The following is a 19,610-nucleotide window of genomic DNA, read 5'->3' on the forward strand; positions in this document are numbered from 1 at the left end:
TAAATAAAAGGTTTGCGGATTATGATTTCCTCTTATTCAGGGCCACTGCCTTCGCGCCCCCATTTATTAGGGGTGCTTATTGCATATTTCATCTGTGCATCAGTTAGCCCCGTATTCGCAGATGAAGTTGAATTCAACACGGATGTACTGGATGTCAAAGATCGCGCCAATATAGACCTTGGGCAGTTCTCCCGTGGCGGTTTTATTATGCCGGGGAATTACTCCATGGTTGTTCGTATCAATAAACAAGAATTGCCTGAGCAATCTATCCCCTTTTATGCACCGGAAAACGATCCTAAAGGCAGTGCCGCCTGTATCAGCCCTGCGCTGGTAGATAAAATCGGTTTAAAACCTGGGGCCAGAGAAAAGTTAACCTGGTGGCATCAGGCGCAGTGTCTCAACCTTGATAGCCTGAAAGGGGTTTCTGCCAAAGCTGACCTCGGTTCGTCCTCATTAACCGTCAGCATTCCCCAGGCCTATCTGGAATACACCTCCGATGATTGGGATCCACCTGCCAGCTGGGATGAAGGTATTCCAGGTATTTTATTGGACTACAACGTGAACGCACAAACCCAGCGCCAGGAGAAGAATGGCAGTAACGGGTATAACCTGAGCGGCAACGGGGTGGTGGGGGCCAATCTAGGCGCGTGGCGGGTACGTGCCGACTGGCAATATCGTCTGCAGCACCAGACCGGCTCGGAACAGGCATCAGACAGCAGCCTGGACTGGACGCGTTATTATGCCTACCGGGCCATTCCACGCTTGGGGGCCAAGTTCACCATGGGGGAAGACTACCTCTCCTCCGATATTTTTGACAGTTTCCGCTTTGCGGGGGCGAGCCTGGTAACCGATGACAATATGCTGCCGCCGAACCTACGCGGTTATGCGCCGGAGGTGACCGGGGTGGCGCGTACCAACGCCAGGGTAATCATCAGCCAGCAAGGCCGGGTGATCTATGAATCCCAGGTGGCGTCAGGGCCGTTCCGTATTCAGGATCTTAATAACGCCGTATCTGGCCAGTTGGATGTACGGGTAGAAGAACAGGACGGCAGCGTGCAGCAGTTCCGCGTGGATACCGCCAGCATTCCGTATCTGACTCGTCCAGGTATGGTGCGTTATAAAATTGCTATGGGGCGGCCGACAGATTGGCAGCATCGTACCAACGGCCCGTTATTCGCTACCGGTGAGTTCTCTTGGGGGGTCTCCAACGGCTGGTCATTGTACGGCGGAGGTGTGGGTGGTGATAAATATAATGCTCTTGCCGCGGGTATTGGCCGCGATTTGATGATGTTTGGTGCGCTGTCATTTGATGTGACGCAGTCGCGCGCCAGCTTGCCGCAAATAGATGAGCTGCTTTCAGGGCGTTCGTATCGCCTGAGCTATTCCAAGCGCTTTGATGACTACAATAGCCAGGTTACCTTTGCCGGGTATCGCTTTTCTGAAAAGAATTACATGAGCATGAGCGAATACCTGGACTATCGCACTTACGGTATGCGCTCGCAAAGTAGCAAAGAAATGTACACCATTTCCTTCAATAAACAGTTCGAGGATTTAGGTTTTAGCACTTATTTAAACTATAGCCACCAGACTTATTGGGATCGCCCGGCTAACGATCGTTATAACCTCAGTATTTCACGTTATTTCGATATCGGCCGCTTTAAAAACGTCAACCTTTCGTTGACGGGGTACCGCAATAAATATAACGGCACAAACGATGATGGTATGTATGTCTCACTGTCATTGCCGTGGGGTAATAGTGGCACCATTAGCTATAACGGCACACTGAATAAAGAAAATAGCTCTAATCAGGTTGGTTACTACGATCGTCTGAATGAACGTGATACCTACCAGGTCAGTACCGGGGTGGCGCGCAGTGGTGCCTTGGTAAACGGCAACTTTAACCACCAAGGTGATTTGGCGCAGGTGAGTGCCAACGCCAACTATCAGGAAGGGAGCTACACCTCCGTTGGCCTCTCCCTGCAGGGCGGCGCGACTGCGACCGCTCAGGGCGCTGCGTTGCACCGTAGCGGCTCTATTGGTGGCACACGGGTTCTGGTAGATACCGATGGCGTAGCCGGGGTGCCGATCCGAGGTAACGGCTCGCCAGTAACAACTAACCGCTGGGGCAAGGCGGTGATTGCGGACGTGAGCAGCTATTACCGCAATCGGGTCAGTATTGATTTGGATACTTTGCCGGATAACGCCGAAGCGACACGCTCGGTGGTGCAGGCGACTCTGACCGAAGGCGCAATAGGCTACCGACGCTTTGATGTTGTCTCTGGCGAGAAAGCCATGGCGGTACTCCGCCTGGCGGACGGTACCACGCCGCCGTTCGGTGCCACGGTGTTGAACGGTAAAAAACAGGAAGTGGGTATCGTCAATGACGGTGGCAATGTTTACCTCAGCGGTATCGTGGCGGGTGAAAAAATGACGGTGCACTGGAATGGTCAACCGCAGTGTGAACTGACGCTGCCACAACAAATACCGGCAAACGGTTTGTTATTACCGTGCCGTCAGTTAAGCGGCACGCAAGCACAGTAGTGCTGCGAGCGGAATGAGCAATCGTTAACAAGATTAAAATTAAGCGAGTGAACCAGATGATGAAAAAGAAACTTATCGCAGGTGCCGTACTTTGTGTACTTACCACCCAGTCGGCCTACGCGGCGATTGCGCTGGATCGTACCCGCGTTATTTTTGATGGCGGTGAAAAGTCGATAAGCCTGAACGTCAGCAATGAGAACAAGCAACTGCCATATCTGGCGCAGGGCTGGATTGAAGATGAGCAGGGTAACAAGATCTCTTCTCCACTGACGGTGTTGCCGCCGGTACAGCGTATTGAGCCGGGTGCCAAGAGCCAGGTGAAAATCCAGGGGATGCCAGCGGCCAATCTGCTGGCGCAGGATCGTGAGTCGCTGTTCTATTTTAACCTGCGAGAAATCCCACCGCGCAGCGATAAACCTAATACGTTGCAAATTGCGTTGCAGACGCGAATTAAATTGTTCTACCGGCCAAAAGCCCTGCAGGTTGATACCTCGAAAACCCCTTGGCAGGAGCAGATTACCTTGACCAAGAGCGGGGATAAATATCGGGTCACTAACCCAACCCCGTATTTCGTCATCCTGGTGGACGGCAGCAACAGCCCGAAGGGAAATGCATTGAAAGAGTTTGAGCCTCTGATGTTGGCACCAAAAAGTAATGCGCTGCTGAACGCCAGTGCCAGTGCGTTGGGCAATAGCCCGGTGCTGACCTACATCAATGATTACGGTGGTCGCCCACAGCTGCAGTTCACCTGCAGTGCCAGCGTTTGTACCGCTAAACCGGTGAAAGGCCAGGGTTGATTGATAACAGGAAGTGGCGGGAATAAGGAGCAAGAAATGCAACAACAAAAGTGGAGGCTAGCGGCGCTTGCGCTGTTAACTGGCTGCATGTCTCTTTCCATCGCTCACGCGGCAGAAAGCGTGGTAGCCGATGGCGTAGACGGCAACACCGGCGTGCTGCAGGTCCGTGGTGCACTGACCGAAAGCGCTTGCCGCCTGGATATGCGCTCGGCGTTTCAGGATGTTTATCTGGGAGAGGTGGGCACCGGGCGGTTAAGCAATATCGGTGCGCGTGCAACACCGGTGAAATTCCAGCTGCAACTTCGCGATTGCCTGCGTGGTTCATCCAGAAATGTTGATGAACGCACCGGTACCTTGCTATGGAGCGCCAATCAGCCTTCGATGACCATCAGTTTTACTGCCCCTGCCGATATACACAATCCGCAGTTGGTACGGGTGAATGGAGCTTCCGGCATTGGTCTGCGCCTGACTGACCCCGCAAATCATGATGTGGCGTTGGGCATGAGGGGTCAACCGGTGATGTTGACCCCGGGACAAAATCAACTGACCTATGCTGTTGCACTGGAGCGTACTCCTGCGGCATTGCGGGCAGGGGCATTCTGGTCACAGATTAACTTCAAGTTGAATTATGACTAAGGCGGGAATATGAAGAGTTCAGTTCAACGTCTGTGCTGGTTGTTTTTGCTCAGTGGTGTCCTGACGTCGCCCGTGAGAGCGGCTAATACCGCTGCGATAACGGTGAAGGTCACGGTAAACGCTGGCCCCTCTTGCGTCATTAACAATAACGGCCCGATCGAATTGGAATTTGGTAGCGCGGTGTTAACCACGGAGGTGGATGGCAGTAACTACAAGAAACCTATTAATTATACGCTGACCTGCACGGGCAACACTTCTAATGCGATGAAAATGCAAATAAGCGGTACCGGGTCGACTTTCGACGCGGAGGCGCTGCAAACCGATAAATCGGATCTGGCCATTGCTCTGTTCAATGGGGGGACGAAGCAACCAGTGAACAGCTGGTTTAATTTTACTTACCCTAATAAGCCGGTCCTCACAGCTGCGCCAGTAAAAAAGGCAGGTATAAGGCTGGTGGGGGGGGAATTCTCTGCCGCGGCAACCATGAAGGTGGATTATCAATGAAAAATGTTACAGCGATAATTAAGGCCTCCCTGATGGCTGGCTTATTAACCGCCCCGATGTTACTTAGCCCATCCGCGTTTGCCGCGCCAGGCGATATGAAATTCCACGGCACGTTGCTTGAGCCGCCACCCTGCGTACTTAACGGTGGTACGCCGATAGACGTGGATTTCGGTAGCACGGTGATGACCACCCGGGTAGATGGGGCGAATTATATCCAGACGGTGAATTACAACATGGTGTGCAATAACCCGATATTAAACACGCTGCGCCTGAAGATCCAGGGCACCGGTGCCAGCTTCGATGGGGAAAAACTGCTGACCGATAAGGCGGATCTGGCTATTGCACTATCGGCCAATGGCCAGGCATTGCCGATCAATACTTGGTTGAACTTCACCAACCCGGCGCGACCGGTGATTAAAGCGGTTCCGGTAAAAAAAGCCGGTACGAAGCTGGCCGGCGGGGCATTTAACGCTACTGCCACCATGATGGTGGATTACCAATAACAGGAGAGCAGGATGAGGCGACTCTTATTAGCCACAGCGTTGCTGGCGATCGGCGGGCCATTATGGGCCAACGACATGACGCTGCACGGCACGCTGATCGAACCGCCGCCGTGCAGCATCAATAGCGGCAACGTGGTTGACGTCGACTTTGGCAGCCGTGTCGGTATTAAAAAAGTCGATGGCAGTAATTATAAACAGACGGTGCCTTATACCATCACTTGCAATCCTGGCTCTAACCCGTGGGAAATGCAGTTGAAGCTCAGCGGAACGGCCACTAGTTTTGACGGCGCGGCGGTACAAACCGATGTGCAAAATCTGGGCATCCGGGTTCTGCGAAATGGCACGCCGTTTGTATTGGGCACGGCGGTGGCGGTAGACCCAGCTAGTTTGCCGGTGCTGGAGGTGGTGCCAGTCAAGACCCCCGGTTCGACGTTAACCGAAGGGGCGTTTAACGCCACCGCGACGCTGCAGGCGGATTACCAGTGAAAAAGGGCAAAGGAATGGAAAAACAACAGCGCTGCCGTGGCTGGCGATATGGGTTAATCGGGCTGTCTCTGCTGCTGAGCATGTCCGCCTACGGTGCCGATAATATGAAGCTCCATGGCGCGCTGGTCGCTGAACCCTGTGTCATTGCCCCGGGTGATGAGGCGGTGGAGCTGGATTTTGGTACGGTGGTGGATAAATATCTGTATTTGAATGGCCGCACCCTTGGCAATCCTTTCACCTTGCACCTGAGCCAATGTGATTTAAGCCTGGGCAGGATGGTGAAAATCACCTTTAGCGGCACAGAAAATAGTAGGCTGCCGGGGCTGTTAGCGCTGGCCGGCGGCAGTACCGCCAGCGGCATCGCAATTGGCCTTGAAACCGAGGGGGGCAAACCACTGCCATTGTCGCATGCCAGCGATAAATACCCATTGGTCGCAGACAACAATCTGATCACTCTGAAAGCCTATGTTCAGGGGGAACCACAGGCGATTAGCGGTAAAACCATCGGCCGCGGGGCATTTACTTCTGTCGCGACGTTTAATCTTGAATATGAATGAACGTGCGTGTTTCATATCTATCTTTTTATTAGGTGAAAAATGAAAATAATACTGATTCTTATATGTGTGCTCATAAATATAAGGGGGGCAAGTGCGGGGTTATTTCCAGTAGTTACAAGTATTGAAGTAACTTACACCCCAGCATATACTCCACCTAGTAATCTTGGGTGGGCTTCTCAATATTTTAAAGCTCATGTCACATCTATGGAAATAGGTCCAATAGCGGATAAGCCTTTTAATCCAAGCCGAGGGGATACTATGCAGTTGATTGTGGAGGGGTTCGCGGGTCAAAAACAAGTGTACCCATTTTTAGCGGCACCCCAAAAGGGTACGATAGGAAGTTCTGCTCTAGCCATGATGCGTGGAGGCAATCTCATCACCTTCGTACATCCTGGCAACACCTCGGGCTACCCATCAAGGTGCGTTGGTTTCTACGTTACTTTAGCCGATGGTAGTTATAACGGATATATCGTTCCTTGCATGGGAGTTCCCAAGCCCGTAGTTAATTGTCAGCTTAATTCGGCTAGTATTATGTTGGATCACGGCATTAAGAATTTGAATGAAGTTAACAATGATGAGGCGAACTCTAGCGTTACCATTCAATGTAGTGCTAAGTCTAAAGCTGTTTTACGTCTGGTCTCAGGAGAAGCTTTCATGCATTTAACGCCACAGGGGAAGTCATCTATATTCATCGATGGCAAGGCAGTAGGTAGTACTTTTGATCTTCCTGCTGGCGAAACAACATTGACCGTAACCGATAAGCTTAGTGAAATTAATGCTGCAGGTATCTATTCTGGATCAAATACTTTGGTTATGGATATGATGTAGTTCCTATTTATTTCAATTGATACCAACTGATTTTTTATATAACGTGCCACATGTTAACTTATTGTAATTAATAATATATTGTTTTAGCATTTAAGACGCACTAATTATTTCCCATAATAATTTAGCGAGACGCGCTTTTCACTCTTCCCCGCCACCCTATTGGCGGGTTTTTTTTACGCTTAAATAGGATTCTCCTTTTTTCCAGACTGAATATCTACAATATACCTACTCACGTCTCAATTAAGTGGCGGTTATCCATGATTCAGTCGGTGTGGTCGTATAGGGTTTACTATCCTAATAAGATATACGGGGTTATTGTATGCTGTATAACGGTCATTTTGTAATGAAATGGGGTAATCGTTATACAGCAAGGGTAAGGTAATTTTGGGGGGGTATTTCAAACTGTCATTGGTAAATAACGTAATGCTTATACTCTCCTTTTTTTTGATAGTTGTTTTCTACTCATAGCCTTAAAGTGAAGATAAAAACTCAATATAGATAGGGTGAACAGTAATGTCAAAAGGATCATCATCATTACATATTACTCCATGTAATTTATTAACCACAATCCTATCAGCGGAAACGCTGCAATTATGGTTGGGTGGAACTTATGTTATTGGCAGTCACTCATTCATATACATTAATTTCAGGGGTTAATGTCATATTGATCGTAATCATTTAGATGACTCTATTTTGTCTTATTGGGATAAGACTCCACGACACGCAAATGGTAAACCATGGTAGCATTCGGCGGTATTTTAGGCGGATAGCCTTTGTCACCGTATGCCTGCTCAGGTGGCACTACCAGGGTAATTGAACCGTGGTTTTTCAGCAGCTTGATGGCCTCTTTGAATATCGGTGGGAATGACTCTACCGGTTGGGAAAGCACCGCATTGTTACTTTCCATATCCTGTATGACGTTACCATTGGTTAATGATTCTTTAACCACTACGTCAACAGCGGCGGTATCTGGGATAACATCGTCACCCGCATATTCTATACGGTACCAGAATCCTGATGGTGCCTGTTTGGCCCCTTGGGATTTTTTGAAGTTGGCAAGGTATTTCTCACCCTCTTTACTTTGCTGGGTAAGCGTCTTTTCTTTGGCTACAGCAAATTCCTGGTCATATTTTTCTAAATCGGCAAGGGCGCTTTTGTCGTCGATGAGATTATTACCGTAAATTTGATCGGTAATGCCCGCTAGCAGGGTATCTTTATTGGAAGTGATTCCCCACTGCTGCCTTTCCAACTGCATCTCGATAATGTCTCTGCCAAGGGATAGGCCGATGATATAGTCGCGGCGAACTTTTGCATCTTTGAGCGTTGTTGCGGTCGGTTTATTGTTCTCTGCAGCTTCCCGCGCATTTTTCTCTTGGGTTAACGCCGCCAGTAGCGAGGCCTGATTGTTATATTTATCGGTAAGTTGCTGTTGGGCACTGACTGCGCCGTCTCGTTCCTGGCTCAGGGCGGTTGTTTCGGCCTCTGTGCTTTTCAGCTTTGCCGTTATTGACTGATTTTCTGCAAATAGGCTGTTTTTCTGCTGCTGCAGTGTTGCCATTTCGTGAGTGATTGCCTGGTTTTTCTCTGCTAGTGCTTGCAGCTCGGCCTTGGACCGTTGTGTGGCGGTGTTAACCAACGCTTTACTCTCGGTATGCGCAAGTTTCAATGCGGTTTGCAGAGTTTCATTTTTGCTTGCCAGGCGTTGGTTCTCATCTGCCAATTTCTGGTTGTTTAACCTGGCGGCTTTGAGTTGAGCAAGCTCCTTTTCCCGCTGTGTAGGTGAAGGGGCGATCGTGATAACCTGTCTTAAATTCTGTACAACTTCTTGCAGATCGACCTTTTGCTGAGGCGTTTTTCCAACTGTCTCCAACGGCGGAGGATTCACGGACTGCTGCTGTTTGAGCGCGTCATTTTCTTTACGCAGTTGGGCAACGAGCTCTCGCTGGCGTTCTATTTCCTTATCGACCGCTATTTTCTGCTGAAGAGTACGTTGCCGGGCCTCTTCTTTCTGTTGCAGAACCCCTTTTCGCACAGGGCGTTGGGCCTGCTCTCTTTGGGTATTTTTAGTGGCTGGCTTGGCCTGATCGACGGCCGGTTGGTTATCCTGATTATATTCCTGCGCGAACCGCAAGAGTTCGGGGACGCTATTATCGTTGCTTGCGGTGTTCGCCGCTGCCTGGGCAGTGAAAACTGCCAGGCCAAGGTGACATAGTCGCAAAAGACGCAAACGGGTCTTTTTCATTTAACTGCTTCCCCTTTCTCTGCCAAACTGAGCAACAGTGTCTGGTTAACTTTGGAGCACACCATGCTGACACGATAGCGATATAAAGCATCGACGGTAGTTTGCATATCGTTGTTGACCTTTGATCGCAGCCCAGAATATTGTGCAGCACCACTCATTAGCGCGTCGAACTGGTTTTTTACATCGCTGTATTTTTTGGCATTAACTGTTTTAAGCGCTTCCATTTCCTGCTGGCATTGCCGAAGTTTTGCTACCTCCGGGCTTTCTGTTACAGGCTTTATTTCGCTAGTTTCTGGTGCTTTTATCTTGTCTTTATTGGGGACTACCTGGCAGCCTGAAATCAGACAAGAAAAGGCGAGTAAAGTGGCATATTTTTTCATGTTTATGGTGATCTCTTGAGGGTTAAAGCATGGCTTCGTGTAAGCCGCCATATTGCAGCCAATAAAAGAGTTCTGCATTACGTTTAAAGTTAAGCTTCTTCATGACGTTTCGCTTGTGATGACTCACGGTTTTAACGCTGATATTCAATTTTTTAGCGATATGGCCGAGTTTCATTCCAGTGATAATGCATTGCATGACTTCAATCTCTCTTGCCGTCAGATGTTGCTGCGGGGAGAACCTCAGAGGTATATCCTGGAGCAATTCATCTTGTAGAAGGGCATTGTCTATTCGCTGTTTGAGTGTCTCGACGCTCTGGGTCTTGCTAAAAAAGTGGTATTTCCTTTTGGCAATGGGCGTTTTTATGATCATTTCGAGATTGCTATCTGCGACAATAAACAATATTGGGCAGGAAAGTTTCAACCAAGCGCAAAGAAACTGGGGGAGTTTACTTTCCGTCGGGCTTGCGGGTACGAAAGCAATATCTGCAGATTTATAGTTCTTTATATCCGTCGTGAAATTCATTGAAATTTCTTTTTCGGAAAAGTGTTCTTCAAGAATCAAACCTATCCCATAGGTGAAATAGGTGTTCTGATCTGAGGAAAATATTGTCAGATGTTTTTTACTCATAGAGATACCACTATTATCGTTCTAGATTGATGGGATGTTCACTGTTTAATTCGTTGAAGTTATTTATATCGCTGACGGATAGCTAGCATGTTCATTAATGCCAGTAGGGATAAATGTTTAATCTTACTCGAGTATGATGATTTTTCTCGTGTAAAATCAATTCTCTCTAATTCGCCAGCGGCGTTTTTTTTCCACTAACTCGGTTGTTGTTTCCACCTGATTCTCAGCGACGAGTTTTAATAAAAAATAGCGTGCTCGGTAAATATTCACATCGCAAGCATCTGCAATATCACGCGTACTAGGCCAGGATCCTGGTTCAGAACAAGGTGAAATGTTACGGTTGGTACAAATTCCAGATAATATTTGGATTAATCTGGTTTTAATATCGTTATCTTGAGGTTTATTTCTAGTCATTTCCATTCCTTAAATTCTAAAAAATCCTTATCTTACAATTTATTATGCTATATTTTATTTCTTTTGTGGGTTTTATGTCTGATTAATAAGATTAATCGCATTGGTCATATATTGGAGCATTGTGTCGCTCATGTCCATTTTTTTAACCAATAATTCGATTTTTTATGCAAATAAAGTATATAACTCCAAATGATGTGTTTTTTTCGTAGAATATAGTCGTATATTGTTTTCATGTATGACAGGTGGGGTCATTTCTTTGGTTCATTATGATCAAAGAAGAGACGTTTCCTTGCTTTGATGAGATGAGTTACCGGAATGCTTCAGGCATCGATGGACGTACGGTGGATAATATTTTTGTCAGTACGGCTCCCCCTCGCGGCGTTGTTTCAGCTTTGCAACCAAGACAATTGCGGGGGCCGCTGTTTAGCTCTGTGAAAGTTTTGCTGATCTACAAGGTCATCACACGCCTGGCAGAGAGAGTATTAGTTATCTGTATCGGGGGAATAATCTTGGAAAATAAAGCAGCAACACAAATTTTGTGGCTGACTTGGCAGCACCCTCTCCGCAGGGATCGGGTGCTGGGGGATAATACGCTCTACATCAGCGGCTGCAGGCAGCGGTAAAGCTCGCGGAAGGTATTGCGTTGGGCTGTGTAATATTGATGCCGTGCGGCATCCGGCTCATGCACCTGCTCTAACGGTAATTCCGGCAGTAGGGTACTCAAAGGTACCCCAGGGTTCAGCGCAATCTGTGCCAGCCGTGCGGCTCCCAATGCTGGGCCAACGTCGCCGCCGGTGCGGTATTCCAGCCGCTGGCCGCTGATATCTGCCAGCATCTGACGCCAGAACGGGCTGCGTGCGCCGCCGCCAATCAAGGTGATAGCCGTGGGTTGTAGGCCGCTGGCATGCAGCACGTCCATGCCATCCGCCAGTGCAAAACCCACGCCTTCCAGCACCGCCCGCGCGAGATCGTTCGGCCCATGTTGATGAGTGAAGCCCCAGAAGGTCCCTTTGGCATTCGGGTTGTTGTGTGGCGTACGCTCGCCGGAAAGATAGGGCAAGAACCACAACGGCGCTTCAGCAGGAGCGGCCTGCTCAACGTTACGCAGCAGGGTGGCAACGCTATCGACATGGGTTAACTGGCAGGCCCAGTCCAGGCAGGACGCCGCGCTGAGCATCACCGACATCAGGTGCCAGGTCTGCGGCAGCGCATGGCAGAAGCTGTGCACCGCGCTGGCCGGGTTACTGAGGAAACCGTCGCTGACGGCGAAGTAGACGCCAGAGGTACCCAGTGACAGCATCGCCTGCCCGGTCTGATACAGCCCAACGCCGATCGCCCCGGCGGCATTGTCACCCCCGCCAGCTACCACCGGCACCGGTGCCATCCCCCAACGTTGGGCCAGTTCGCTATGCACTTGCCCGGTGATCTGGTTACCCTCAAACAGCGCAGGCATCTGCTCACGCGTCAGCTCGCAGGCATCAAGCATGGCGTCGCTCCAATCACGTTTGGCGACGTTCAGCCACATTGTCCCTGCAGCGTCGGACATATCGCTGGCAAACTCGCCGGTGATGCACCAGCGCAGGTAATCCTTCGGCAATAATACCTTATCGATCTGCTGGAAAATCTGTGGCTCGTGCTCCTTGACCCACAATAGCTTGGGGGCGGTGAAACCGGGCATCATCAGGTTGCCGGTGATTTCACGTGAGTTGGGTACGGTTTGTTCTAGTGCCTGGCATTGCGCAAAGCTGCGGCCATCGTTCCACAGGATGGCCGGGCGTAATACCCGTTGCTGTTTATCCAGTAACGTTGAGCCATGCATCTGGCCGGTCAGGCCAATGGCTTTGACCTGTTGCAGACTATGCTGCTTAGCTAATGCCAACATGGCGCGGTCGGTGGCTTGCCACCAATCTTGCGGGTCTTGTTCAGACCATAGGGGATGGGGGCGTGAGATGGGCAGTGGTTCACTCTGGCTGGCCAGCAGTTCGCCTTGCTCGCCTAGCAGGATGACTTTCACGCCGGAAGTACCGAGATCGATTCCAATGTACATGAGCACGGATCCTTTGAAGCGCGGTGAGCGGACCCACCGCGCCGTAGAGAGTTAGCCGAACAGGTAGCGGTTGACCAGGTTCTCCAGCTTTTCCTGATGCCCGCTGACATGTTGTGGGGCCAGCACCTGTTGCTCGGCGTGCTGTGCCAGCGCTTCGAGCGACAGCTTCCCTTGCAGGATCTGTTGGCCCAGCTCGCCGTTCCAACCGGCATAGCGTTTGGCAACCTGCTGATGTAGCTGGCCATCTTCGATCATGCGGGCGGCCACTTTCAGCGCCAGCGCCATGGTGTCCATAGCTCCGATATGGCCGTAGAACAGATCATATTTGTCGGTACTTTGGCGGCGCACCTTGGAGTCAAAGTTCAGCCCGCCGGTAGTGAAGCCGCCGGCCTTGAGGATTTCGAACATCACCAGCGAGTTCTCTTCCACGCTGTTCGGGAACTGATCGGTATCCCAACCTAGCTGTGGATCGCCCCGGTTGGCATCGACCGAGCCGAAAATCCCCAGCGCGATGGCGGTGGCGATCTCGTGGTGGAACGAATGCCCGGCCAGCGTAGCGTGGTTGGCCTCAATGTTCACCTTGATCTCTTTTTCCAGGCCGAACTGTTTAAGGAAACCGTAGACGGTGGCGACGTCGTAATCGTACTGATGCTTGGTCGGTTCCTGGGGTTTGGGCTCAATCAGCAGCGAACCCTGGAAGCCGATCTTATGTTTGTGCTCAACCACCATCTGCATAAAGCGGCCAATCTGTTCACGCTCCTGGCGCAGATCGGTATTGAGCAGGGTTTCATAGCCTTCACGCCCGCCCCACAGCACATAGTTTTCACCGCCCAGTTTGTGGGTGGCATTCATGGCCGTGAACACCTGAGTCGCTGCCCAACTGAAAACTTCCGGATCCGGGTTGGTCGCCGCCCCGGCACCGTAACGCGGATGGGTGAAGCAGTTGGCGGTGCCCCACAGCAGCTTCACGCCGCTGCTTTGCTGTTTCTCTGCCAGCACGTCGGTCATGACCGCAAAGTTGTTCAGATACTCTTTTAGCGTGGCCCCTTCCGGTGACACGTCGATATCGTGGAAGCAGTAGTAAGGCACGTTCAGCTTATGGAAAAACTCGAATGCCACATCGGCCTTGCGTTTAGCCAGCTCCAGCGCTTCGCCCGGCTGTTGCCAGGGACGATCGAAGGCCCCGATGCCGAACATGTCAGCTCCGTTCCAGCAGAAGGTGTGCCAGTAGCAGGCGGCGAAGCGCAGATGGTCGGCCATACGCTTGCCGAGGATGATTTCATCGGGGTTGTAGTGGCGAAAAGCCAACGGGTTATTGCTGCTGGTGCCTTCATAACGCACCCGATCCAGTTGATCGAAATAGGACATGTGGTTTCTCCCTTAGTTTGAATTGTCGGCAGTTTGCGCCATCATCTGTATCTGTTGTTCTTTACTTAGCCGGGCGATGCCGATGCCGGTGAATCCCCACAGCGTGGCGAAAAATATCCCGCTCCAGCACAGCACGGCCCAAGGCAGGTAGCTGAGTGTGGCAACGCCGAGCGTGCCCGCCATATAGGCACCAGCGGCAGTCCACGGCAGGATGGGTTCAAAAATGGTGGCGGAGTCTTCAACGGTACGGCTGAGGTTTTTCGGGTGCAGGCCGCGCTCGATATAGGCGTCGCGCAGCATTTCAATCGGGATCAGAATGGAGATCTGCCCGTTGCAGGTCACACTGATCATCGTCAGGCCACAGGCCAGCGTGGCCAGGATCAGCGAGCCGGTTGAGTACACCAGCTTCAACAGATTGTGGACGATCACTTCCAGTGCACCACTCAGGGCCAACGTACCGGCAAAGGAGAGCGCACAGAAACAGATCAGCAGAGTACTCATCATCGAGTTCATTCCACCACGGTTAAGCAGGTTACTCAACAGCGGGCTAATCTCCCGTTCACCCAGCATCGATACGTTAAAGCCATCGACCGCGCTTTTAACCACATCGTGTAAAGCAAATCCTTGAATAAAACTGGCATTCAGCATGGCCACCAAAGCCGAAACCAGCATTACCGGAATGGTCGGTTTCTTGGTGATGGAGCCATACAACACAATGGCGATAGGCAGCAACAGCAGCAGGTTGAAGTGGTAGATGCCTTGCAGCCCTTCGGTAATGATCAGCACCTTATCGGGGACGCTGGCACCGGCAAGATCGCCATTCATGCCGTAAACAAACATCACTACGGCGGAGAGGATCAGTGAAGGCAGCGTGGTATACAGCAGGTGGGTGATATGCTCGTACAGATCGACCTGAGCGGCCATGGCGGCCAGGTTGGTGTCACCGGAAAGCGGGGATAGCTTATCGCCAAAGTAGGCACCGGCTACCACTGCCCCGGCGGTAGCGGCCAGGTTGGCCTCCATACCGATGGCGACGCCCATAAAGGCCACGCCGACGGTACCCGCTGAGCCCCAGGACGTTCCGGTACAGACCGAGACCACGGAAGTCACCAGCAACGCCGTCACATAGAGCATGGCGGGGTCGATCATCTTCAGGCCGTAATAGATCATGAGCGGAATGGTACCGCCGGCCATCCAGGTGCCGATGAGCAGACCGACGCTGATCAGGATCAGCAGCGCTGGCATGGTTTTCGCGATCTTTTGCGAGATGGAGGTCAGGATATCGTTGTAACTGTAGCCAAGCCGTTTAACCAGCAGGGCGGCAATCACGGTTGAAAGCACCATTAACGGTTCTGGAGGGAGATCGAACGCGGCATAGCCGACACCCAGTAGCAGCACCATGGCCACGATGGGTAACAGGGATTCGGCCAGTGTCGGTGTTCTTGGTTTTATTATGTTGTTCATAGGGTACTACTCCTGGTGTGAATAGGGGGAAGTACTGACAATGCGTGCTAATGCTTCGGCCAGAATGGCTCTTGGGGTGGCGATATTGATCCGGAAGAATCCCTTGCCTGCCGCGCCAAAGCCGGAACCCCAGCTCATTTCTACGCCCGCGCGTTCGAGGAACCAGCTTTTGAGTTCGGTTTCGGTCAGGTTGCTGGACTGGTAGTTCACCCACAGCATGTAGGTCCCTTCGCTACGGGTGACAACCCAGCCTGGGAAATGCGCCTTCAGCGTGGTGCAGACCAGCTCTCTGTTGGCGGCAAGGTAGTGTTTTAAGGCCTGTAGCCAATCGTCGCAGTCACGATAGGCGGTTAACAATGCCGGGACGGCATAGTAGCCAGGGTTATGTATGCCAGCGGCCTCCAGGCAACGTTGGAATTTTTGCCGATGTTTATCATTGGCGATGATAATGTTTGCCACTTCGAGGCCGGCCATATTAAACGTCTTGGCTGGTGAGGTACAAATGAACGAGTTTTGTTCGACATAACGATTGAATGAAGAAATAACCTGGTGTTGGCTGTTACTAAAAACAAAATCAGCATGAACGTCATCTGAAATAATAAATACTTGATATTGTTCGGCCAGGGCCGCTATTTTTGTTAGTGCGGCTTGATCCCAAACTGTGCCGGTTGGGTTATGGGGGGAGAGCAAAATAAAGCAGCTCGCCTGTTTGAATTTCTCCTCAAGATCGGTGAAGTTTATGCTGTAGCGCCCATCACTATAGATCAGTTCACTTTCCAGTAATTGGCGTTGGTTGACCACGACCGCATTGCTGATCGGATGGTACGCAGGCGTCAGGCTGACGATGGCATCGCCAGCATGGGTAAAGTTTTGCAGGTAGAGCGAGACGGCCTGAATGACCCGGGGGCAAAACACCACGTGCTGCGGGTTGATGGGCCACTGGTAGTGACGCAGCATCCATTGCGCCACGCATTCTTCCCAGTCTGGGCTGAGTAAGGTATAACCATATATTCCCTGTTGGCTGAGATGAGCGAGCCGGTTTATTACCTTTTCCGGTAAGGGAATATCCATGTCGGCCACCGAAAGGGGAATGGTGGGATACAATGTTGAGTATTGTTTACCATTCCATTTGGCACTGAAAGCGTCGTCGCGTGATATTTTGTTATCAAAGTTATACTCTTCCATCACACTACCTCACCTTGCCGGGTTTATTCATGTTGAGGTTACGATAGCGCTAATGGGGTAGCAGTTTTATTCCGCATTTTGTTTTTAAGGTTATGAAAAATGGCTAACGTGATGACAGTCACAAACGAAAGATAAAATGAACCTATAAATAGGCGCCATCCTGTATAGGGAATAGGCGATATGGTTCAGGGAGTGAAAGGTTATCGAGGTGAGTATGTTCGAGAAGCGCTATCGTATTACGCTGTTATTTAACGCCAATAAAGTGTACGACCGCCAGGTGGTGGAGGGCGTTGGCGAGTATTTACAGGCGTCGCAGAGTGACTGGGACATCTTTATCGAAGAGGACTTTCGCTGCCGTATCGACAACATCAAAGATTGGCTGGGTGACGGCGTGATCGCCGATTTCGACGACCGGGATATTGAGCAACTGCTGCAAAACGTCAAGGTGCCGATTGTCGGCGTTGGTGGCTCCTACCATCGTGCGGAAGATTACCCACCGGTGCATTACATTGCCACGGATAACCATGCGCTGGTGGAAGCGGCGTTTATGCACCTGAAAGAAAAAGGGCTGAACCGCTTTGCGTTCTATGGCCTGCCGGTGGAGGGGGGGAAGCGTTGGGCGCAGGAGCGTGAGCAGGCTTTCCGCCAGTTGGTGGCGGCGGAACAGTATCAGGGGGTAGTGTATCAGGGGATGGAAACCGCGCCGGAGAACTGGCAATACGCCCAGAACCGCCTGGCAGATTGGGTGCAGACATTGCCGCCGCAGACCGGGATTATTGCCGTTACCGATGCACGGGCACGCCACCTGCTACAGGTATGCGAACATTTGGCGATCCCGGTACCGGAAAAGCTCTGTGTGATTGGTATCGATAACGAAGAGCTGACGCGCTATCTGTCACGCGTCGCGTTGTCTTCTGTGGCTCAGGGCACGCGGCAAATGGGCTACCGTGCCGCCAAACTGTTGCATCAACTGCTTGATCGGCGCGAGCTGCCGCTACAGCGCATTCTGGTGCCGCCGGTGAAGGTGATTGAACGGCGGTCTACCGATTTCCGTTCACTGCGCGACCCGGCGGTGATCCAGGCCATGCACTATATCCGCCACTATGCCTGCAAGGGGATCAAGGTGGAGCAGGTACTGGATGCGGTGGGAATGTCGCGATCCAATCTGGAAAAACGCTTCAAGGATGAAACCGGCCAGACGATCCATAATGCCATCCACCAAGAGAAGCTCGAGCGCGCCCGTAATTTGCTCACCGCGACGTCACTGTCGATCAACGAAATTTCACAGATATGTGGCTACCCGTCGCTGCAGTACTTCTATTCGGTGTTTAAGAAAGGCTACGACATGACACCCAAAGAGCACCGCGATCGTTATGGGGAGGTCGGCTATTAAAACGTTTGGAGACTGCTAAACGCCCCGCTGGCTCAAAACGTTGGGTTTGGTTTTGGAGAAGGGGCTGACAAGGTGTCACGCGGCAGATAATATTTCTGTCATTACGGCTCCCTATAGTGGCGTTGCTTTTTACCTTTTGGGCAAAACCATAACCAGGGAATTCATAATATGCATAAATTACCCTCCCGCCTGGCACTGCTGGCCAGTTGCTTGGCATTCAGCACCACGCTATGGGCGCAGGCTCAGGAAGTCCCCGCCGTGCTGGCCGGGCACGCCGTATTACCGGTGAAGTCCAGCGTCACGGCCCCCCAGGATGCACCAATCGATCTGCAACAGAGCGGTAAATACACCAGCGGTAAACGCATCACCGAACTGGGCAGCGTAGCGGGGAAATCTGCCGATCGGCTGACCGGCATCGGGCTACCCATCAATGGCCAGCCGTTGCAAGGGCACTCCGGTATCAAACATATGCCGGATGGCACCTACTGGGTGCTGACCGATAACGGCTTTGGTGGCAAAGCCAACTCGCCGGACGCCATGCTGTATCTCAACCATTACCGTATCGATTTCAAGGAAGGCACGGTAACGCCGCTAAAAACGCTGTTCCTGCACGATCCCGATAAAAAAGTCCCGTTCCATATCGTCAATGAAAGCACCGACAAACGTTACCTGACCGGCAGCGATTTCGATCCGGAAAGCTTCCAGTTTACCGACGATACCCTATGGATCGGCGACGAATTTGGCCCTTACCTGATTAAAGCGGATCTGAACGGCAAGGTGCTGGCGGTGTTTGATACCCAGGTTGACGGCAAGGTAGTGAAATCGCCGGATAACCCGACGCTGACGCTGCCAGGTGCGCCGGACGGCAAGCAGAACTTCCAGGTCGCGCGCTCCAAGGGCTTTGAAGGAATGGCGGTATCACCGGATGGCAGCAAGCTGTATCCCCTGCTGGAAGGGGCGCTGTGGGACGGCGAACAGTTTGAGAACGCGGCGGGCAAACGCTACCTGCGGGTGCTGGAATTTGACGTCAAACTGCAGGCATGGACTGGCCGTAGCTGGCAGTACGTGTTGGAAGACAATCAGAACGCCATTGGTGATTTCAATATGATCGACGCCACCCACGGGCTGGTGATCGAACGTGATAATGGTGAAGGCACCGCCGATAAAGCCTGTGCGGCAGGCGCGCCAACGGATAACTGCTTCAGCCAGATCGCCAAATTCAAACGGGTCTACAAAATAGCGTTTTCCGACGCCAACGTCGGCAAACCGGTAGAAAAATTGGCGTACATCGATTTGCTGAACATTCAGGACCCGCAGAAGCTGGCGCGCAAGCCGCTGAATAACAGCGTGCTGACCTTCCCATTCTTCACTATCGAGAATGTCGATGTGGTGGATGGCAGCCATATCATCGTGGGGAACGACAATAACTTCCCATTCTCTTCCAGCCGCGAACCCAACGTGGCGGATGATAACGAGTTTATTTTGCTGGATGTGAAAGCCCTGCTACAGCCGTAAAATTCTCCTTTATCGTTAAGCCTTCTCCTTGGTGGGGAGGCTTTTTATGACGGTGACAAATAAAATACAGCGAATCACCCCTTTTCGGGAGATATAAGACCCTGCCAGTATTAGTTTTTCAT

The 19,610-nt window shown here is 51.4% G+C and carries 19 protein-coding genes; 11 read left to right on the forward strand and 8 right to left on the reverse strand.

What is annotated here, in order from left to right:
* Positions 1-21: 21 nt before the first annotated feature.
* From ACX9GU_RS00665 to ACX9GU_RS00700, 8 genes are read left to right on the forward strand one after another with little or no spacing between them, the layout of a single operon-like run.
* The gene (locus ACX9GU_RS00665; RefSeq protein WP_473193531.1) at positions 22-2,541 is read left to right on the forward strand and encodes an outer membrane usher protein; all 2,520 of its coding nucleotides are present in this window, start codon (positions 22-24) and stop codon (positions 2,539-2,541) included.
* Between the two features lie 56 nt (positions 2,542-2,597).
* Positions 2,598-3,338, forward strand: a complete 741-nt coding sequence (locus ACX9GU_RS00670; RefSeq protein WP_473193532.1) for a fimbria/pilus periplasmic chaperone — start codon at positions 2,598-2,600, stop codon at positions 3,336-3,338.
* A gap of 36 nt (positions 3,339-3,374) precedes the next feature.
* A complete protein-coding gene (locus ACX9GU_RS00675; RefSeq protein WP_473193533.1) occupies positions 3,375-3,974 on the forward strand; it encodes a fimbrial protein in 600 nt (199 codons plus the stop codon).
* 9 nt (positions 3,975-3,983) lie between these two features.
* The gene (locus tag ACX9GU_RS00680; protein WP_473193534.1) at positions 3,984-4,478 is read left to right on the forward strand and encodes a fimbrial protein; all 495 of its coding nucleotides are present in this window, start codon (positions 3,984-3,986) and stop codon (positions 4,476-4,478) included.
* Positions 4,475-4,981, forward strand: coding sequence for a fimbrial protein (locus ACX9GU_RS00685; RefSeq protein ID WP_473193535.1), 507 nt, complete (start codon positions 4,475-4,477; stop codon positions 4,979-4,981). The genes ACX9GU_RS00680 and ACX9GU_RS00685 overlap by 4 nt, the downstream gene beginning before the upstream one ends.
* Before the next feature lie 12 nt (positions 4,982-4,993).
* The gene (locus ACX9GU_RS00690) at positions 4,994-5,467 is read left to right on the forward strand and encodes a fimbrial protein (protein ID WP_473193536.1); all 474 of its coding nucleotides are present in this window, start codon (positions 4,994-4,996) and stop codon (positions 5,465-5,467) included.
* A gap of 14 nt (positions 5,468-5,481) precedes the next feature.
* Positions 5,482-6,024, forward strand: a complete 543-nt coding sequence (locus ACX9GU_RS00695; protein ID WP_473193537.1) for a fimbrial protein — start codon at positions 5,482-5,484, stop codon at positions 6,022-6,024.
* A gap of 39 nt (positions 6,025-6,063) precedes the next feature.
* Positions 6,064-6,852, forward strand: a complete 789-nt coding sequence (locus tag ACX9GU_RS00700) for an MrpH family fimbial adhesin (protein ID WP_473193538.1) — start codon at positions 6,064-6,066, stop codon at positions 6,850-6,852.
* A gap of 688 nt (positions 6,853-7,540) precedes the next feature.
* Here ACX9GU_RS00700 and ACX9GU_RS00705 read toward each other — a convergent pair.
* The 4 genes from ACX9GU_RS00705 to ACX9GU_RS00720 all read right to left on the reverse strand — a co-directional run bounded on the left by ACX9GU_RS00705 (position 7,541) and on the right by ACX9GU_RS00720 (position 10,516).
* Positions 7,541-9,094: an FKBP-type peptidyl-prolyl cis-trans isomerase N-terminal domain-containing protein gene (locus tag ACX9GU_RS00705; protein ID WP_473193539.1), complete on the reverse strand. Its 1,554-nt coding sequence runs from the start codon at positions 9,092-9,094 to the stop codon at positions 7,541-7,543.
* Entirely contained in the window at positions 9,091-9,474 is a 384-nt protein-coding gene (locus tag ACX9GU_RS00710; protein ID WP_473193540.1) for a hypothetical protein, read from the reverse strand. Before ACX9GU_RS00710 ends, ACX9GU_RS00705 begins: the two co-directional genes overlap by 4 nt.
* A gap of 22 nt (positions 9,475-9,496) precedes the next feature.
* On the reverse strand, positions 9,497-10,102 hold the full coding sequence (locus ACX9GU_RS00715; RefSeq protein WP_473193541.1) for a LuxR C-terminal-related transcriptional regulator: 606 nt from the start codon (positions 10,100-10,102) through the stop codon (positions 9,497-9,499).
* Positions 10,103-10,258: 156 nt separating this feature from the next.
* The gene (locus ACX9GU_RS00720; protein WP_473193542.1) at positions 10,259-10,516 is read right to left on the reverse strand and encodes a FaeA/PapI family transcriptional regulator; all 258 of its coding nucleotides are present in this window, start codon (positions 10,514-10,516) and stop codon (positions 10,259-10,261) included.
* 266 nt (positions 10,517-10,782) lie between these two features.
* Between ACX9GU_RS00720 and ACX9GU_RS00725 the strand changes: the two genes are divergently transcribed.
* The gene (locus tag ACX9GU_RS00725; protein WP_473193543.1) at positions 10,783-11,139 is read left to right on the forward strand and encodes a hypothetical protein; all 357 of its coding nucleotides are present in this window, start codon (positions 10,783-10,785) and stop codon (positions 11,137-11,139) included.
* On the opposite strand, the gene xylB is transcribed toward ACX9GU_RS00725, so the two are convergent.
* From xylB to ACX9GU_RS00745, 4 genes are read right to left on the reverse strand one after another with little or no spacing between them, the layout of a single operon-like run.
* A complete protein-coding gene (gene xylB / locus ACX9GU_RS00730) occupies positions 11,112-12,563 on the reverse strand; it encodes a xylulokinase (protein ID WP_473193544.1) in 1,452 nt (483 codons plus the stop codon). The genes ACX9GU_RS00725 and xylB overlap by 28 nt on opposite strands.
* A gap of 51 nt (positions 12,564-12,614) precedes the next feature.
* The gene (gene xylA / locus ACX9GU_RS00735; RefSeq protein ID WP_473193545.1) at positions 12,615-13,931 is read right to left on the reverse strand and encodes a xylose isomerase; all 1,317 of its coding nucleotides are present in this window, start codon (positions 13,929-13,931) and stop codon (positions 12,615-12,617) included.
* A 12-nt stretch (positions 13,932-13,943) separates the two neighbouring features.
* On the reverse strand, positions 13,944-15,395 hold the full coding sequence (gene nhaC, locus ACX9GU_RS00740) for a Na+/H+ antiporter NhaC (protein ID WP_473193546.1): 1,452 nt from the start codon (positions 15,393-15,395) through the stop codon (positions 13,944-13,946).
* 6 nt (positions 15,396-15,401) lie between these two features.
* Entirely contained in the window at positions 15,402-16,580 is a 1,179-nt protein-coding gene (locus ACX9GU_RS00745; protein ID WP_473193547.1) for a MalY/PatB family protein, read from the reverse strand.
* A 214-nt stretch (positions 16,581-16,794) separates the two neighbouring features.
* Here ACX9GU_RS00745 and xylR point away from each other — a divergent pair, with 214 nt between their 5' ends.
* A complete protein-coding gene (xylR, locus tag ACX9GU_RS00750; RefSeq protein ID WP_473195248.1) occupies positions 16,795-17,973 on the forward strand; it encodes a D-xylose utilization transcriptional activator XylR in 1,179 nt (392 codons plus the stop codon).
* Between the two features lie 168 nt (positions 17,974-18,141).
* A complete protein-coding gene (locus ACX9GU_RS00755) occupies positions 18,142-19,488 on the forward strand; it encodes an esterase-like activity of phytase family protein (protein WP_473193548.1) in 1,347 nt (448 codons plus the stop codon).
* Positions 19,489-19,610 lie beyond the last annotated feature (122 nt).

It is taken from the genome of Serratia sp. K1WW1 (assembly GCF_055790865.1).

Coding starts and splice junctions, on each gene's coding strand:
- ACX9GU_RS00665 (WP_473193531.1), top strand. CDS start 22: ATGATTTCCTCTTATTCAGGGCCACTGCCTTCGCGCCCCCATTTATTA.
- ACX9GU_RS00670 (WP_473193532.1), top strand. CDS start 2,598: ATGATGAAAAAGAAACTTATCGCAGGTGCCGTACTTTGTGTACTTACC.
- ACX9GU_RS00675 (WP_473193533.1), top strand. CDS start 3,375: ATGCAACAACAAAAGTGGAGGCTAGCGGCGCTTGCGCTGTTAACTGGC.
- ACX9GU_RS00680 (WP_473193534.1), top strand. CDS start 3,984: ATGAAGAGTTCAGTTCAACGTCTGTGCTGGTTGTTTTTGCTCAGTGGT.
- ACX9GU_RS00685 (WP_473193535.1), top strand. CDS start 4,475: ATGAAAAATGTTACAGCGATAATTAAGGCCTCCCTGATGGCTGGCTTA.
- ACX9GU_RS00690 (WP_473193536.1), top strand. CDS start 4,994: ATGAGGCGACTCTTATTAGCCACAGCGTTGCTGGCGATCGGCGGGCCA.
- ACX9GU_RS00695 (WP_473193537.1), top strand. CDS start 5,482: ATGGAAAAACAACAGCGCTGCCGTGGCTGGCGATATGGGTTAATCGGG.
- ACX9GU_RS00700 (WP_473193538.1), top strand. CDS start 6,064: ATGAAAATAATACTGATTCTTATATGTGTGCTCATAAATATAAGGGGG.
- ACX9GU_RS00705 (WP_473193539.1), bottom strand. CDS start 9,094: ATGAAAAAGACCCGTTTGCGTCTTTTGCGACTATGTCACCTTGGCCTG.
- ACX9GU_RS00710 (WP_473193540.1), bottom strand. CDS start 9,474: ATGAAAAAATATGCCACTTTACTCGCCTTTTCTTGTCTGATTTCAGGC.
- ACX9GU_RS00715 (WP_473193541.1), bottom strand. CDS start 10,102: ATGAGTAAAAAACATCTGACAATATTTTCCTCAGATCAGAACACCTAT.
- ACX9GU_RS00720 (WP_473193542.1), bottom strand. CDS start 10,516: ATGACTAGAAATAAACCTCAAGATAACGATATTAAAACCAGATTAATC.
- ACX9GU_RS00725 (WP_473193543.1), top strand. CDS start 10,783: ATGATCAAAGAAGAGACGTTTCCTTGCTTTGATGAGATGAGTTACCGG.
- xylB (WP_473193544.1), bottom strand. CDS start 12,563: ATGTACATTGGAATCGATCTCGGTACTTCCGGCGTGAAAGTCATCCTG.
- xylA (WP_473193545.1), bottom strand. CDS start 13,931: ATGTCCTATTTCGATCAACTGGATCGGGTGCGTTATGAAGGCACCAGC.
- nhaC (WP_473193546.1), bottom strand. CDS start 15,395: ATGAACAACATAATAAAACCAAGAACACCGACACTGGCCGAATCCCTG.
- ACX9GU_RS00745 (WP_473193547.1), bottom strand. CDS start 16,580: ATGGAAGAGTATAACTTTGATAACAAAATATCACGCGACGACGCTTTC.
- xylR (WP_473195248.1), top strand. CDS start 16,795: ATGTTCGAGAAGCGCTATCGTATTACGCTGTTATTTAACGCCAATAAA.
- ACX9GU_RS00755 (WP_473193548.1), top strand. CDS start 18,142: ATGCATAAATTACCCTCCCGCCTGGCACTGCTGGCCAGTTGCTTGGCA.